Origin of the sequence: Jannaschia seosinensis (genome assembly GCF_001408515.1) — a bacterium.
Taxonomy (GTDB): Bacteria; Pseudomonadota; Alphaproteobacteria; order Rhodobacterales; family Rhodobacteraceae; genus Jannaschia; species Jannaschia seosinensis.
The window spans coordinates 1-12,965 of the sequence record NZ_CYPR01000205.1; the positions used below are offsets into that span (position 1 = coordinate 1).

Sequence of the window (12,965 nt, forward strand, 5' to 3'; positions counted from 1 at the left end):
CGAAAGCCCGCGCGAACACCGATGCGATCTCGCCGGGCCCGTGCTCGATCAACTGTTCCAAGACCGCCTCAAGCGCCGTATCCTTCCTGTCCATTCGTTCTTCTCCATGGCCGTGTTGCAACTCCATGGAATACCAGAATGGGCAGCCCGTGCTGGGGCGCCCCAGCACGGGCTCACGCCCCGCGTCTCAAGCGAATTTCCAGACCTGAGGGTACAATACCCCCTTGCCGCCGCCTTGGGTGGTGGTCTTCGTCTCTTCACGGAAATCGGTCGCCCAGATGATGTTGCCGCCCATGCGCATGCGGCCATAGAGCCGCGGGATGACCGCGCCCTCGGTGGCCGAGGTGATGCGCAGCGTGTCGAGCCGCGCGCCCTCGATGCGCTGCGTCGGCGCCAGCGACGAGATGATCCAGCTGTCCACAACCGAGCCGATGGTGGAGCCGATGAAGCCGCCGATGGTCGCGGCGCTGACGCCGAGGATCGCGCCGCCGATCGAACCGCCAATGGCGGCGCCGGCGGCGCCGAGAACAAGGGTGGCCATGGTCGGGTCTCAGCGTTGGGGGAACAGGAAGGCGAAGGCGATGCGCCGCCGCCAGGATGCGGTGAGTGGTTCCTCGATCACGCCGAGCCGCTCATAGGCGTGGAGGAAGCTGTCGGGACCGGTCAGGATCCCGACATGCTTGGCGATGGCGTGCGGCTTCATGCGGAAGAGGACCAGCGCGCCGGGACCGGCCTCGGCAGGCGACACTTCGATCATCATGGCGCGCGCGCCCTCGGCCAGCACCTCGCGCGGGCCCGTCTCGCCCCAGTCGCGGCTGTAGGGAGGGATCGGGAACGGCTCTGGGCCGACGACCTCGCGCCAGACGCCCCGAGCCAGCCCGAGGCAGTCGCAGCCGACAAGGCGGAGACTCGCCTGGTCGTGGTAGGGCGTGCCGATCCAGGACCGGGCAATGGCGATGACGCGAGTGGGGTCGGCGGAGGTCACAGCACGGACCCTTCATGCCCGCCATCCTTGGTGGCGTAGCGCAGCACCGCGTCCTGGCCGGGGATATGCGGGAAGCCGCGGAAACTGGCGGTGTTGGCGAACTTCGCCCCGCAGGTCTCCAGGCGCTTGTCGCAGCCCGCGCGGATGATGAAGGCGTCGCTTTCGGCGATGGACCGCACCGGCGCTTCGAGCAGGGTCAGCACAGCCATGCCGTCCGAGACGTCGTGGCCAAGCACCTCGGTACGCCGCCCCGCGTTCGCGCCGCTGGTCCATTCGAGTGTGCCGAAAGTGAACCAGCCGGAGGCGAAGCCCCCGAGCCCCGAGGCGGTGAACGCCCGGTCCCGCAGGAGATCGATCACGGCGCCGGTGCCCCTGAAGGCGGGATTTTCGATGTCCACTCCGCAGCGCGCATCGCCGAGCGCGGCATCGCAGGTCGCCTGGAACGTCCGCCCAACCGTCTGGCCGAGGACATGCGCGAGCGAACGCACCTCGGCGACGAAGGCGAGCCGCCCGCGTCGAATCTGGCCGATGGCGCCCCGCCGCATCAGCACGCGCTGGCCGGTGTCGGCCCAGTTTACCCGCCAGACCTCGACCGCCGCGTTATCCCAGCGACCGTCGAGGATGTCGGTCTCGGTGATGCGCTCCGAGGTCAGCACCCCCTCAGCGTCCTGCGCGTCGACGGAGAGGTCCGATCCCGAACGGACCTCGGAGGCGGTCAGCCCGCTCTCGGGCTCGAAATCCGTCCCGTCGAAGCTAACCCGGACAATTTACGAGAAGGCGGCGGAGGTAGCATAACCCTCTGAAACACCGTATGTTTTGGTTTTTTACGCCAAACATGCAGTTTTCAGCAGGACGACCTCCGCCATGACCCAGTCTACGTGCTCCACGCCTCGCCTGTCACCCCTTAACGGTAAGCCGGTCCTGCTCGGGTTTGACGGCGCCGACATGAGCTCCGACGCGGGGCTGACCCTGCTGCGCGAGATCGAGCGCAAGGCGGGTCTGGCGCAGCGGCTCGCCGATTGCCTACGCGATCCGCGTGATCCGGCGAAAGTTCAGCATAGCCTGTGTGACATCATCCGTTTCCGGATCATGATGATCGCGGCGGGGTATGAAGACGGCAATGACGCGACCGCCCTTCGGCACGATCCCAGCTTCAGGATTGCGCTGGAGCGTGGCCCGGAAACAGGGCCGGCCTTGTGTTCGCAGCCGACGATCTCGCGCATGGAAAACCTGCCCGACACCCGCGCCCTTATCCGCATGGGCCGCGAGATGATCCGGTTCTACTGCCAGTCCTTTGCACATGTGCCCAGACAGATCGTGCTCGACATCGATGACACGTTCGATGCGGTGCATGGCCATCAGCAGCTCCGCCTGTTCAACGCATTCTATGATGAGTATGGCTTCCAACCGATTGTCGTCTTCGACGGCGAAGGCCGGCTTGTCGTAACCTTGCTGCGCCCGGCCCGCCGCCCGAACGGTGCCGAGAGTGCCGCTCATATTCGCCGGTTGATCCGGGAAATCCGCAAGCATTGGCCCAAGACAGAAATCCTGCTGCGGGCCGACAGCCACTACTGCACACCCAAGGTTCTGGACCTGTGTGACACTCTTGGCCTGCGTTATGTCTTCGGTCTGTCGAAGAACCGCCGTCTGGCGGAGAACATCTCGACCTTGGAGACGTCGACTGCGGCGCGCTACGTCCGGACGCCGGGTCAGAAGCTGCGCCGGTTCAAAACCTTCTCCTGCGCGGCTCGGTCGTGGTCGAAACCCCGCCGCGTCATCGCCCGCGTTGAGGTTGGTCCCATGGGTCGGGACACCCGCTACGTCGTCACCAACCTCGAGGGCGGCCGCGGCAAGTATCTTTATGAGAAGATCTACTCCGCCCGGGGCCAGGCCGAGAACCACATCAAGGCGTGGAAGGCCCATCTCGCATCAGACCGGACATCATGCTCAAAGGCGAACGCCAACCAGATGCGCCTGATGCTGCACGGCTGCGCCTACTGGATTTGGTGGAAGCTCCGCGCGGCTTGCCCGAAGCGCTCACCGTGACGCCGCGCCCAGTTCGACACCCTGCGCCTGCACCTCGTCAAACTGGCGGCCACCATCGTCGAGAAGAAGACCAGGATCATCGTGACCCTGCCGGCGTCCTGTCCCCGGCAGGGACTGCTGCGCTTCCTCTTCGATGCTCTCGCGCCACCAAGACCGGTCTGACACAGCCGCCCCGCACGCCCTGAAACATCAATCCGCATGACAAAAACAAGTAGCCGACCGGGCCTCACAACCCGGACGCCGGTCCCGCCTGTGCGAGAGCTCCATCCCTTCCGGAATAAAGCCAGCCGACCACCAAAATCTGAACCTGGTGAATAATGGCGGCTAAGCGTCCGGTCGTGGTCGGTGAAGCCGAAGCTCACGGCGTCGGCGCGCGTGATCCGCCAGCACCAGGCGAGCGTCGTCGTGCCGTCGTCGAGATGGGCCTGCAGGTCTGGATCGAGGGTCTTCATCGGCGCAGTTCCAGAAGCGGAATGGACGTGATCGAGCCGAGCCGCTCGAGGTCGAGCGTCACGTCGAGCGCATCGGTGTCGAAGCGGACCGGCACGTCGAACTCGAAGCCCGCGATGATGGCCACGCCCTCGGCGGGCGCGCTGTCGAAGCTGACGACGCCGGTGGTCGTGTCGACCGACCAGCCGGAAGGCTGCTCGACCCCGTCGAGGGCGATGCGTACGGTGCCCGCCACCGGCTTCGCGATGGGGCGCGTCCAGGATTGCGCGCCCGAGGCGTAGTGCTTCACCAACTGGAAGGCGGTCGTCGTGCCGTCGCCGGTGCCGATCGCCTGATCGGTCGGCGCTGGCGTCTGGGACGGCAGGCAGGACTTGTGGTCTGCCCAGTCCTTGAACCGGAAGCCGTACAAGCGGCCATTGCGGGCTTCGAAGAAGGCGACGACCGCCGCCAGATCGTCGGCGCGGCGGATGCCGTAGGCGACGTCGTAGCGGCGGCGCGAGTTGGCCCAGCTCGTATTGCGCTCCTCGTCGCCCGAGGCGAGCTCGACGATCTGGGTGCGCCGTTCCGGCCCGCCGCGCGCGCCGCGACTGATGTTGTCGGGAAACCGGACCTCGTGAAACGCCATCACATGCCCCTCCGCCCGAGCGACACGGCGCGGGCGATATCGGCCGCGACCTGCGTGCGAGATTGCCGGAAGCTTTCGGCGTCGCGCGCCATGATGGTGACGTTGACCCCGCCGCCCGCGCCGTAGCTCTGCGCCTCGCGACGCGAGAGCACCCGCTCACCGCGCTGCAGGATCGCAGGCACCTCATCGTGTCGAAGTCCGGCCATACCGCCGGAATGCATCCGGGGCGCAGCGGCGAAGGCCATGGCCGGGACCAAGCGTGAGGGCCCGGCCGATCCGACCATCCCGCCCGCATGCAGGTCGTTGGCGTAGGTGAGCGGGGACCGTGGCCCCAGTGGGGCCGCGTAAGCCCCGCGAACGCCCGCGCCGGAGAACACGCCGGAGAGCGCATTCCCGATGGGCCCGAGGATGAAACGCCGCGCCGCGAGCTGGGCGAGATCGGCCAGCAGCGGCGTCACCAGATCGCGGAAGTTCAACTTGCCGGTCCGTACGAACTGGCCGACCGCGTTCTCGGCCGACTGGAAGGCGCCGACGAGGCTCTGGCCGATATCTCCGCCAATGTCGCGGGCCTTGCTGGCGTAGTCCGACAGCGCTGCCGTGACCGCCTGCCAGCCGGTGACGGCAGCTTCGGTCGCGGGTTCCGCCGCAGCGGCGGCAGCCCCGGCCGCCGCACCGGCACCCGTCGCGGCGCGCCCGGCATCGCCGGGCACCGTCTCCAGCCGCTCGGCCGCGCCGGTGGCGTCGGCCAGCACATCGGCCCCGTCCTCGTCGGTCCCGCGCACGGCATCGCGCAGCGCCTGCCAGCTTTCCAGCGGCGCACGGGCGCCCTCGGCCAGATCGCGCGCGGCGCCGCGATAGAGGTTCGCGGACTCGAGTGCGCGGGTTGCCGCGTCAGTCAGTCCGAGATCGGGCGTGGTGAGCGGGTTGTCCTCGAACGCCCGGTCAAACGCCGTCTGCGCGGCGGTGGTCGCGGCCGTCGCCGCACCCTCGAAGCGGTTCTTGATCTCGCCGAGGTCGAGGTCCGGAACCAGCGATATGCGCCGCTCCGACCCGAGGGCTTCGAGCCCCTGGTTGATGCCGCCGATGAAGCCGTTGATGCGCGAGACCACGCCGTTCAGCATCGCCTGGACGCCGTCGACCAGGCTGTTGGCCGCCTGGAACGCCAGGTCGCCGATAGCGGCGGGCAGCAGACCCCAGATCGCCTTGATCGCCTCATAGGCGCCCTCGAAGGTGTTCGCCGCCGTGTTGCCGAAACCGACGACGCTCTCGATGGCGCTCTGCATTCCTGAGGCGGCATCGGCTTTTAGGTCGAAGAACATCGCCGTGGCGGCTGCGCCCGCCGCAGCAGCGCCCATCTTGATCCGCTCCCAGACCTCGACCGCGAGGTCTTTCAGGAGCGACATCGCGTCGCCGAAGCCGCCCGCGCCGGAGACGAGACAGGTGAACTGGTAGACGAGCTCGCCCGCGCCGACGATGAGCGCCCCGATGCCGGTCCGGATCAGCGCCCCGCGCAGGACAACCAGCGCCGTGGCGAGGCCGCGGACGGAGAGCGCCGCGGCAGCCATGCCGGCGACCCAGCGTCCCGCGAGAAAGGCGGCGAAGGTGGCGGCGTAGGTGGTCAGGCGGCCGATGTTGTCGAAGAGCCCACGGATCGCGATGCCGAGCGGACCGGTCCTGCTGGCCACGGCCGCCATGGCATCGGCGACCGCCTCCAGCGCTGGGGCTGCAGCAACCGCGAGCTGGTTTGACAGCCCGCGCCAGATAAGGCCGAGCCGAGAGATCGCATCGTTCGTCCGCTCGATCTGGTCGGCATCCTGCTCGGAGACGACAACACCGAACGCGAGCACGTCCTCCGTCGCCTGGCGCAGCGTCGCGGTGTCGATCCGGCTCATGGCGATGGAGCCTTCCTCGCCGAAGAGCTGCCCCGCGACCGCCGCGCGTTCGGCGGCGGGCACGAAGCTCTCGATCGCCGCGTTGATGGCGCCGACGCGCTGGTCCAGCGGCAGGGCGATCAGATCGTTGGCGGAAAGGCCCAGCCGGTCGAGCGCGTCGGCGGCGGGGCCGGTCCCGGCGGCCGCCTGACTGAGGCGACGCGTCAGATCCTTGGTCGCCTGTTCGATGCCGGACATCGACACGCCCGCCAGCTCGCCCGCACGCTCCAGCGTCTGGATCGAGGCGACGGTGGTCCCGAGGGACTGGGCGAGCTTGGCCTGCGCATCGACGGTCTGCAGGCCGGACCGGATCATCGCCACGCCAGCGGCGGTCGCGGCGGCAACTGCGGCAGCGGCGGCCACACGCACCCGCCGCGAGAACGCCGCGAGCCGCGCGTTCGCCGCCTCCATCTCGCGGCTCAGCCGTCCAAAGCCGCGCGACCCGGCTTCGCCCACGCCTTCCAGCTCGGCGCGAACCTGTCGCCTGCCCACAGCCGCGAGGCGGACGGACACTCGCTTTTCAGCCATTGGTCAGAGTCCTTGCTTTCGCCGCATCGGCGTCTTACGTTTCCGTCATCGATCAAGTGAGGGTATGACCATGGCCGAGACCGCGACCCTGTCCTCGAAGTTCCAGATCTCGATCCCCAAGGCGATCCGCGCAGCGCAGCACTGGGAAGCAGGGCTGACCTTTGCCTTCATCCCGAAAGGCACCGGCGTCCTGCTTGTGCCGGTGCCCAAGCGGGAGGCGCTGAAGGGGCTCGCGCGCGGCGCGTCCGCCACCGATTATCGCGACCGGACGGATCGGTTCTGATGATCCTCGTCGATACGTCGGCCTGGACCGAATGGCTGATCGACTCGGCAACCGGCGCCAAGGTGGCCGAACATCTGCCCGAACAGGCCGAGTGGCTGGTCCCGACAATGGTCCAGCTCGAGCTGGCGAAATGGCTGACGCGCGAGGTCGGCGAGGACAAGGCCGATCAGGTCATCGCCTTCACGCAGGTCTGCCATGTCGTTCCGCTCGATACCGAGATCGCGCTGGCGGCCGCGGAAGCCTGCCGCGATCACAAGCTCGCCACCGCCGACGCAATCATCTTCGCAACTGCACAGGCCCAAGGCGCGACGCTTCTGAGCTGCGACGCGCATTTCGAGGGGCTGCCCGGCGTCTCGCTGATCGAGAAGATCAAGACCTGACACCCGGGCTGCCATTCGCACTCAGCTCCTCGTTCAGCTTCCGCACCATCACCGCTTCGATGACGGGCAGCAGTTCGGCCATCGCGAGCGGCGGCACACCGAGCGCGTCGCCGAGCGCGAGCGCGGCCGACATGTCCCAGCCGATCACCGCGCCCGGCAGCACCCGGAGCTGGCCACCGAGACGGCCGACCAGGTCCCAGATCTGCCACCCCTCCGGCGTCTCCGGACGGTTCAGCCGCGCCGGGCAGTCCGGGCAGGCTTGCTCGCGGCCCTCGTAGGGTGCGCAGGCTTGGCAGTAGCGCTCGCCCCCGCCGAAGGACCATTCGGCGAGGGCGCGGAGGCGTTTTTTTCCTGTTCCAGCAGCAGGCCCTTCGAGACGTAGGTCAGCTGGAAGGCCTCGAAGATCGGCCAGATATCGAGCAGCGCGTCGATGGCCTCGGGGCTGGGGTCGATGGGGTTGCCGTCTGTATCGCCGATGCCCTCCCAGGCGAGCACCGCGCGGCGGGCCAGCGCCTTGCCGAAGGCGACCGCGCGCTCTTCGTCGGAAGCGTCCTGGGGCATGGCTTCGACGGCCGGGTCGCTGCGCGTCGCCACCATCAGCGCGGTCGTCAGCGGGCGCAGCTGCACCCGGACGCCGGGCGCGAGGTCGTGCCAGCGCGGCGCGTTGGTCAGGTCGAGCGTCAGCATCGTCAGTACACCTCGATGTCGTTGATCAGGGTTGCTGTGCACATCCGGCCGACGACGCTGTCGCGGGCGGCCTGCCAGTCGAACGTGGCCTGCACGCCCTGCGGCCCGGAGATCTCGATGCGCGGGCGCGGCAGGTAGACCGCGTGCACCGTGAAGGTGAAGCTCTCGCCCGAGGGCAGGACGTAGGCGAATTCCATCTCGCAGGCCTCGCCGCCCGTCGCCTGCGTCACCAGCGTCTGGTCGGCGAAGCGCACCTCGATCCGGCCGGTCAGCGCCGCGATGGACGGGTCCGCGCCGTCGATGCGGCCGTCCGAGCGGATGGTCTCGATCCGGTCGAGGTTGTTGGCGTAGGTGATTTCGGCGGAGACCACGTTGCCGAGGGCGGCGCCGTTGCGCGTGATCGCCGCGTTGAAATGGCCGAAACGCTTCAGCTCCAGCGCCGCCGGTGTGCCGGCGCTCGTCGTGGTCCCGACCGTCTCGCCCTGCGCCACCAGCCGCGCGGTAGCCGTCAGCAGGCCCGAGCGCTGCAGCTGCCAGGTGATCTGGTCGAGCACGCAGCCGGAATACATCGCATAGCGCGGCACCTCGGGCATGCCGGTTTCGATCGACATGCTGGGCAGCGTCCAGGATCCCGATCGGAACTCGTGGGTGTACGGTGCCTCCGCGCCCGTGGTCGTGGGCGCGCCGAACGCCGCCTTCAGCCAGAAGCCGAAGGCCTCGGCGTCGAGCGGCACGACGACATCGCCGTCGGCCGTCACCGCATCCTTGATCGGCGCCAGCGGATCGCGGCCATAGCCGAGAAGCTCCGAGTTCAGCAGCGGCTGCTCCGCGCCGAGCGTGGTGCTGGCGAAGGGCATGCGGGTGAAGCCGCTCGCGGGCGGCGTTCCATAGGTCGTCTCGAACGCAAGCGCCATCAGCGCCCGCGCCCCCTGGGCTCGTGCCATGGTGTTCTCCTCGGGTTGTCGGGATCAGCCGAGCTGATCGGCCGTGGAATAGTGCAGGACCACCGGGATCACGGCGGCCTTCAGGCTGGCCGCGCCCTCGACGGGCAGGTCCACGGGGCGCGGTGCTTCCGCCTCGACCCAGTCGCAGAGCCCGCCCAGCGTGCGGTCGGCGGCGAGCGCCGTGCCGATGCTGGCGGTCAGCGTGTCGAATGCGGCGTCACGGTCGGCGCCCTGTACGACCGCCTCGATCTCCGCGCGGTGCTCGTAGTGGTAGCCGAGCGGGGACAACGTCACCTCCGGCTCCCCCGGCTCGCCGTCGCGCAGGATCAGCAATCCTTCGGCTGGAACGCGCTCGGGCAGGACGTCGCCGCGGAGCGCGGTGGTGGGCAGCGCCGAGAGCCGCGCGTGCAGCGCGGTGAGGATAGTTTCACGAGAGGTGGGCATTCGTTGTTCCTGGACTGCACGTTATCGCGTAGAAGCCGAGTTCTACCTTCAGTGGCTTGCGCCTAATGCTTCCCAATAGTCATGATGGATCGAGAACAGCGATGACCTTCATTCCGTTTCATAACGCCAATGACATCGGCGACAGGTTCCTTGCCCTTTTGAGCAAGCACGACATACACCCCCCGAAGGGATCATCTTTTGAGAACGAACTACTTTCATTGACTGATCTGATCGAAGTAATGAAGCAACCTGATCGCGCAAGTGGTATGAGAGAGATATTTTTACTACGAGCTGCGGCCGGACTTCATGACTTTGCGGCTAAAGTGCTTTCGGTGGAGCCCCTCCCCGAATTCACCAAGTTCCTTCCGCATTTGCGGTTGATTTCTGAGACAAAGATCGCAGCAGCCTCACTCAGCCAAAACACGTGTAGTCCCTATAACGACGATACCGCACGCAAGATGGTTGAGCTCTATATGGGCTGCCTCGCAGCGCACGTTGGGACCGAAGTTGATCTAGACTCGCCGACAGCAGCCAAGGGCGACAATCCAGATGTGATTTTCAATGCCACCCCCGTGATATCCGGAAGTACCCAACCTGACGAGAGGTGGGCTTTGGCAATCAAGACCATTAGCACAAAACAGGGGCAGACGATCTTCGAGCGCATAAAAGACGGCGCTGCGCAGATTGACGATCCAAAATGCTTGGCCCAAAAGGGAATGATCGTCATCAATGCAAAGAACGCGCTCGATCATGATGCGCTTTCATTCGAGACCTTTTTGAGCCTCGAAGATGCGAAGGCTGCGCTCAGTGATCAGCTGGACGCGCTCACAGAGAGCGCGAATGATGAAAGGCCGCAATCCGAATGGAACTAACTCTTTGAAAAGAGAGTGAAGCGCCCGGTCCTATTCCTTGGTCAAAGCCTCGTTTTTATCTCCACGGGAGTGAGTTCACGAACTCCGACCGCCTTGAAGATGCTCAAAGCATATGATGCAAATGGCAATCTTAATCCAACTGCACATGGACTCGCGGAATGCCTCAATCATTTCATGCAAACTGTATTGAACGGCAATCCTGGGACCACTCACAATCAACCGAACTAATTCGGTTTTAAAGTCCCACTAAATGAATCATTGTTCTTGACCGAATGACTTTCAGCACACGACAAACTCTTGACTACATTCAGGTCAACCCAGCTTCACCTCCACCCAGTTCGCAACGATCAACCCCGGCACTCCGTCCAACGCCCGGTCCGCGTCCCGCGCGAGGTCCAGCCGCTTCGGCAACTTGACCTGCGGTACCAGCAGGAAGATCGGCGCGGTGACCTTGCCGCGGCCGGTCTTCGAGCGCGACTCGACCGCCTGGCCTTTCGTGTTCAGCCGCCCCTCCGCGACCAGCAGGCTCGGGCCCGTGCGGCGATAGACGAACCGTAGCCGCAACCCGCGTCGCCGTTCCCATTCGCCGGGCGTGATCCTGCCTCCTCGGAGGGACTTGCCCGCCGCGGGCAGCGGGATCGCCAGCCAAAAGCCGTCCTGCGAGCGGATCAGCGCGCCGGTGTCGTGGGCGCCGACGATGACCGGAGCCTTGGACCAGACGAGCGCCGCGGCGTTCAGGCTATGGCCGGCCTTCGGGTAAGTCTGGCTCCGGATCGAGTTGGCGAGCCGCCGCCCGAGCCCCGCCCCGATGATCTGGCCGCGCCAAGCGGTCTTGAGCCCGGTGCCGGCTTCAAGCATGGCGGCGGTGACGGCGTTTTCGCCGATTGCGATCTCTTTTCGCATCATCGACGCAATGTCGGGGGTGATCTTGAGATCGAGTCTCATTGGAGGCGTCATTCGTCTTTGGCGCGCATGTGTGTTACGCCTTCTACGACATGGAGGAGAAGAAAATGGATCGCGACGCGTATGTGGAGAAGATGAAGGCGAAGCTCGACGAGTGGAACGCCGAGATCGACAAGATGCAGGCCCAGGCGAAATCCGCGCAAGCCGATAACCAAGCGGCCTACGAGAAGCAGCTTGCAGAAATGCGCAAGCAGCGCGACGAGGCTCAGGCGAAGATGAAGGAAGCGCAGGCGGCAAGCGATGCAGCCTGGGATGACATGCGCAAGGGCATGGAGAGCGCGTGGGAGAACATCTCGAGCTCCTTTCAGAAAGCGTGGAGCCGCTTCTGATAGCGTTTGCGGACCTACTAAGGCTTCATGCCGGGTGCAGGTCCACGGTCCAGACGAGTCGCTCGCGGTCGCGGAGAGGCTCGCCCTGGATGAGGAATGCCTCGCCATCGATCTCGATGCGGTCACCGGGTCGCGGGTTCGCCACTTCGACGAGGCGCAGATCCAGCCGGATGGTTTCCGACCAGATGCGCGCCTCGCCGAAGGTCGTGATGTCGTCGGGCCGGCGCGCCACGGCCCGGACGAGGACGGGTGCGCCACCCTCGGGGGTGTAGACGGCGTCGCGTGCGACATTGCCATCCGCGAACAGGGCGTCCAACGCCATTGCGACAGCCATCATCAGGTCCGCCTTGCCGAGCGCAGAACCTGCGGGCGGGTGCAGATCGGCAACGGGTTGCTCTCGATCTCGAGGCGCACCCATTCGTCCCGGTCGCGGTCTGGGATCATGCGCGCGTAGAGCGGCAGACCCACCGTGTTGACTGTCTCGAACGTGTCGGCGGGGGCGTAGTAGATCTCGAACAGCCCCTCGACCCCCTCGGGGTAGAAGTACGCCTTGTCCGTGGACACGCCGAAGCCCAGCCCGCCCCGATAGCGCCGGAAGGTGATGCCGCCGAAGCTGACCTCCTCGCCCACGCGCCCGCGCAGATCTGCGGCCGCGGCAGTGTTTAGATAGGTCTCGCGCACCTCCTTGTGGGCGACCAGATCGGCGAAGAAGGCCGAGCCGCATTCGGCGCGCAGCTGCACCTGACCGGCGGCGAGACCGCCGAGGCTGTCCTCGACGCTTTCGATCATGGCTTGGCAGCGCTTGCGCAAGGCCCCCGAAGCCGGGGTGGCATTGTCCAGATCGAAGTCGACCTCCGCGGCCGGGGTGATGGCGAACTCGGCGTGGTAGTCGATGACCGTTGCCCCGTCCCTGGGATCCTTCACCACGCCCTGGATGCCGTTGAACAGGTGGAACTCAAACGTCGCCTCGGCATCGTTCCTGAGTCGGCCCAGTTTGCGCGCCACCTCGGTCTGCACCTGCTGGACGGCGGTTTCCGAACCAAAGTCACGGACTGCCTGGATCTCCGAGGCCCAGAGCACGTCCTGCTTCTTGAACTGTCGGCAGACGAAGGCGCGCATCTCGCGGCGCTCCGGGATCTGGCTCTCATAGGCCGAGCCGCGTTCGGAGAACGGGATCAGCGACAGGGTGCCGTCGCGGCTCTCGATCATTACGGTGCGGCTGCGGACGCCGCGGGCGCCGAAGAGCCCGGCCCCCGAGAGGATCGCGGGCTTGAAGGGGATGTTCTCGAGCGCGCGGGTCAGCTCGACAATGGTGAAGGCATCGCCTTCGAAGATGTCCATGGTGGCCATGGGAATGCCTCCGGGTCAGGAATTGGGGGGTGGCGCGGGATCAGCGGACGAGAATGCCCGCGGCGAGCAGCGCCGCATGGGCGGCCGTGATCTCGGCCTCAGCGAGCGTGCCAGTGAATACGAGGTCGTGAGGGTTGACGATGGCGGG

Annotated in this window: 14 protein-coding genes and 4 pseudogenes; 5 read left to right on the forward strand and 13 right to left on the reverse strand. The window is 66.4% G+C overall.

Annotated features, from left to right (window positions below; genetic code table 11):
- Window positions 1-220 precede the first annotated feature (220 nt).
- From JSE7799_RS15495 to JSE7799_RS15505, 3 genes and pseudogenes are all read right to left on the reverse strand, one after another.
- Window positions 221-541 (reverse strand): annotated as a pseudogene (locus tag JSE7799_RS15495) (hypothetical protein); the annotation flags it as partial.
- Window positions 542-550: 9 nt separating this feature from the next.
- Entirely contained in the window at window positions 551-985 is a 435-nt protein-coding gene (locus JSE7799_RS15500; RefSeq protein ID WP_055664421.1) for an NlpC/P60 family protein, read from the reverse strand.
- A pseudogene (locus JSE7799_RS15505) lies at window positions 982-1,743 on the reverse strand (phage/gene transfer agent baseplate hub protein); the annotation flags it as partial. The gene JSE7799_RS15500 and the pseudogene JSE7799_RS15505, both read right to left, overlap by 4 nt.
- Before the next feature lie 106 nt (window positions 1,744-1,849).
- Between JSE7799_RS15505 and JSE7799_RS15510 the strand changes: the two are divergent.
- Window positions 1,850-3,193: pseudogene (locus JSE7799_RS15510) on the forward strand (IS1380 family transposase).
- 161 nt (window positions 3,194-3,354) lie between these two features.
- Here JSE7799_RS15510 and JSE7799_RS20065 read toward each other — a convergent pair.
- The 3 genes and pseudogenes from JSE7799_RS20065 to JSE7799_RS15520 form a co-directional block, all read right to left on the reverse strand.
- Window positions 3,355-3,483, reverse strand: a pseudogene (locus JSE7799_RS20065) (baseplate hub domain-containing protein); the annotation flags it as partial.
- On the reverse strand, window positions 3,480-4,106 hold the full coding sequence (locus JSE7799_RS15515) for a DUF2460 domain-containing protein (protein WP_055664422.1): 627 nt from the start codon (window positions 4,104-4,106) through the stop codon (window positions 3,480-3,482). The gene JSE7799_RS15515 and the pseudogene JSE7799_RS20065, both read right to left, overlap by 4 nt.
- Window positions 4,106-6,565: a phage tail tape measure C-terminal domain-containing protein gene (locus tag JSE7799_RS15520; protein WP_055664423.1), complete on the reverse strand. Its 2,460-nt coding sequence runs from the start codon at window positions 6,563-6,565 to the stop codon at window positions 4,106-4,108. Before JSE7799_RS15520 ends, JSE7799_RS15515 begins: the two co-directional genes overlap by 1 nt.
- 70 nt (window positions 6,566-6,635) lie before the next feature.
- Between JSE7799_RS15520 and JSE7799_RS15525 the strand changes: the two genes are divergently transcribed.
- Window positions 6,636-6,848 (forward strand): AbrB/MazE/SpoVT family DNA-binding domain-containing protein, encoded by a 213-nt coding sequence (locus JSE7799_RS15525; protein WP_036179405.1) that lies wholly within the window; start codon window positions 6,636-6,638, stop codon window positions 6,846-6,848.
- Window positions 6,848-7,228 (forward strand): type II toxin-antitoxin system VapC family toxin, encoded by a 381-nt coding sequence (locus JSE7799_RS15530; RefSeq protein ID WP_055664424.1) that lies wholly within the window; start codon window positions 6,848-6,850, stop codon window positions 7,226-7,228. The genes JSE7799_RS15525 and JSE7799_RS15530 overlap by 1 nt, the downstream gene beginning before the upstream one ends.
- Here the strand turns inward: JSE7799_RS15530 and JSE7799_RS21880 are convergent.
- The 4 genes from JSE7799_RS21880 to JSE7799_RS15545 form a co-directional block, all read right to left on the reverse strand.
- Window positions 7,218-7,391, reverse strand: coding sequence for a DUF7697 family protein (locus JSE7799_RS21880; RefSeq protein WP_442354844.1), 174 nt, complete (start codon window positions 7,389-7,391; stop codon window positions 7,218-7,220). The genes JSE7799_RS15530 and JSE7799_RS21880 overlap by 11 nt on opposite strands.
- Before the next feature lie 68 nt (window positions 7,392-7,459).
- Window positions 7,460-7,915: a phage-derived protein YdaY family protein gene (locus JSE7799_RS15535; protein ID WP_055664425.1), complete on the reverse strand. Its 456-nt coding sequence runs from the start codon at window positions 7,913-7,915 to the stop codon at window positions 7,460-7,462.
- A 2-nt stretch (window positions 7,916-7,917) separates the two neighbouring features.
- Entirely contained in the window at window positions 7,918-8,859 is a 942-nt protein-coding gene (locus tag JSE7799_RS15540) for a phage tail tube protein (RefSeq protein ID WP_055664426.1), read from the reverse strand.
- A 24-nt stretch (window positions 8,860-8,883) separates the two neighbouring features.
- Window positions 8,884-9,303, reverse strand: a complete 420-nt coding sequence (locus tag JSE7799_RS15545; RefSeq protein ID WP_055664427.1) for a hypothetical protein — start codon at window positions 9,301-9,303, stop codon at window positions 8,884-8,886.
- A gap of 101 nt (window positions 9,304-9,404) precedes the next feature.
- Here JSE7799_RS15545 and JSE7799_RS15550 point away from each other — a divergent pair, with 101 nt between their 5' ends.
- Window positions 9,405-10,175 (forward strand): hypothetical protein, encoded by a 771-nt coding sequence (locus JSE7799_RS15550; protein WP_055664428.1) that lies wholly within the window; start codon window positions 9,405-9,407, stop codon window positions 10,173-10,175.
- A 312-nt stretch (window positions 10,176-10,487) separates the two neighbouring features.
- Here the strand turns inward: JSE7799_RS15550 and JSE7799_RS15555 are convergent, their stop codons facing one another.
- Window positions 10,488-11,120, reverse strand: coding sequence for a DUF6441 family protein (locus tag JSE7799_RS15555; protein ID WP_055664429.1), 633 nt, complete (start codon window positions 11,118-11,120; stop codon window positions 10,488-10,490).
- 50 nt (window positions 11,121-11,170) lie between these two features.
- Here JSE7799_RS15555 and JSE7799_RS15560 point away from each other — a divergent pair, with 50 nt between their 5' ends.
- A complete protein-coding gene (locus tag JSE7799_RS15560; RefSeq protein WP_245624912.1) occupies window positions 11,171-11,467 on the forward strand; it encodes a sll1863 family stress response protein in 297 nt (98 codons plus the stop codon).
- A 25-nt stretch (window positions 11,468-11,492) separates the two neighbouring features.
- Here JSE7799_RS15560 and JSE7799_RS15565 read toward each other — a convergent pair whose 3' ends face one another.
- Both JSE7799_RS15565 and JSE7799_RS15570 read right to left on the reverse strand, forming a co-directional pair.
- Entirely contained in the window at window positions 11,493-11,804 is a 312-nt protein-coding gene (locus JSE7799_RS15565; RefSeq protein WP_055664430.1) for a head-tail joining protein, read from the reverse strand.
- The gene (locus tag JSE7799_RS15570) at window positions 11,804-12,817 is read right to left on the reverse strand and encodes a major capsid protein (RefSeq protein WP_055663703.1); all 1,014 of its coding nucleotides are present in this window, start codon (window positions 12,815-12,817) and stop codon (window positions 11,804-11,806) included. The genes JSE7799_RS15565 and JSE7799_RS15570 overlap by 1 nt, the downstream gene beginning before the upstream one ends.
- Window positions 12,818-12,965: the final 148 nt, after the last annotated feature.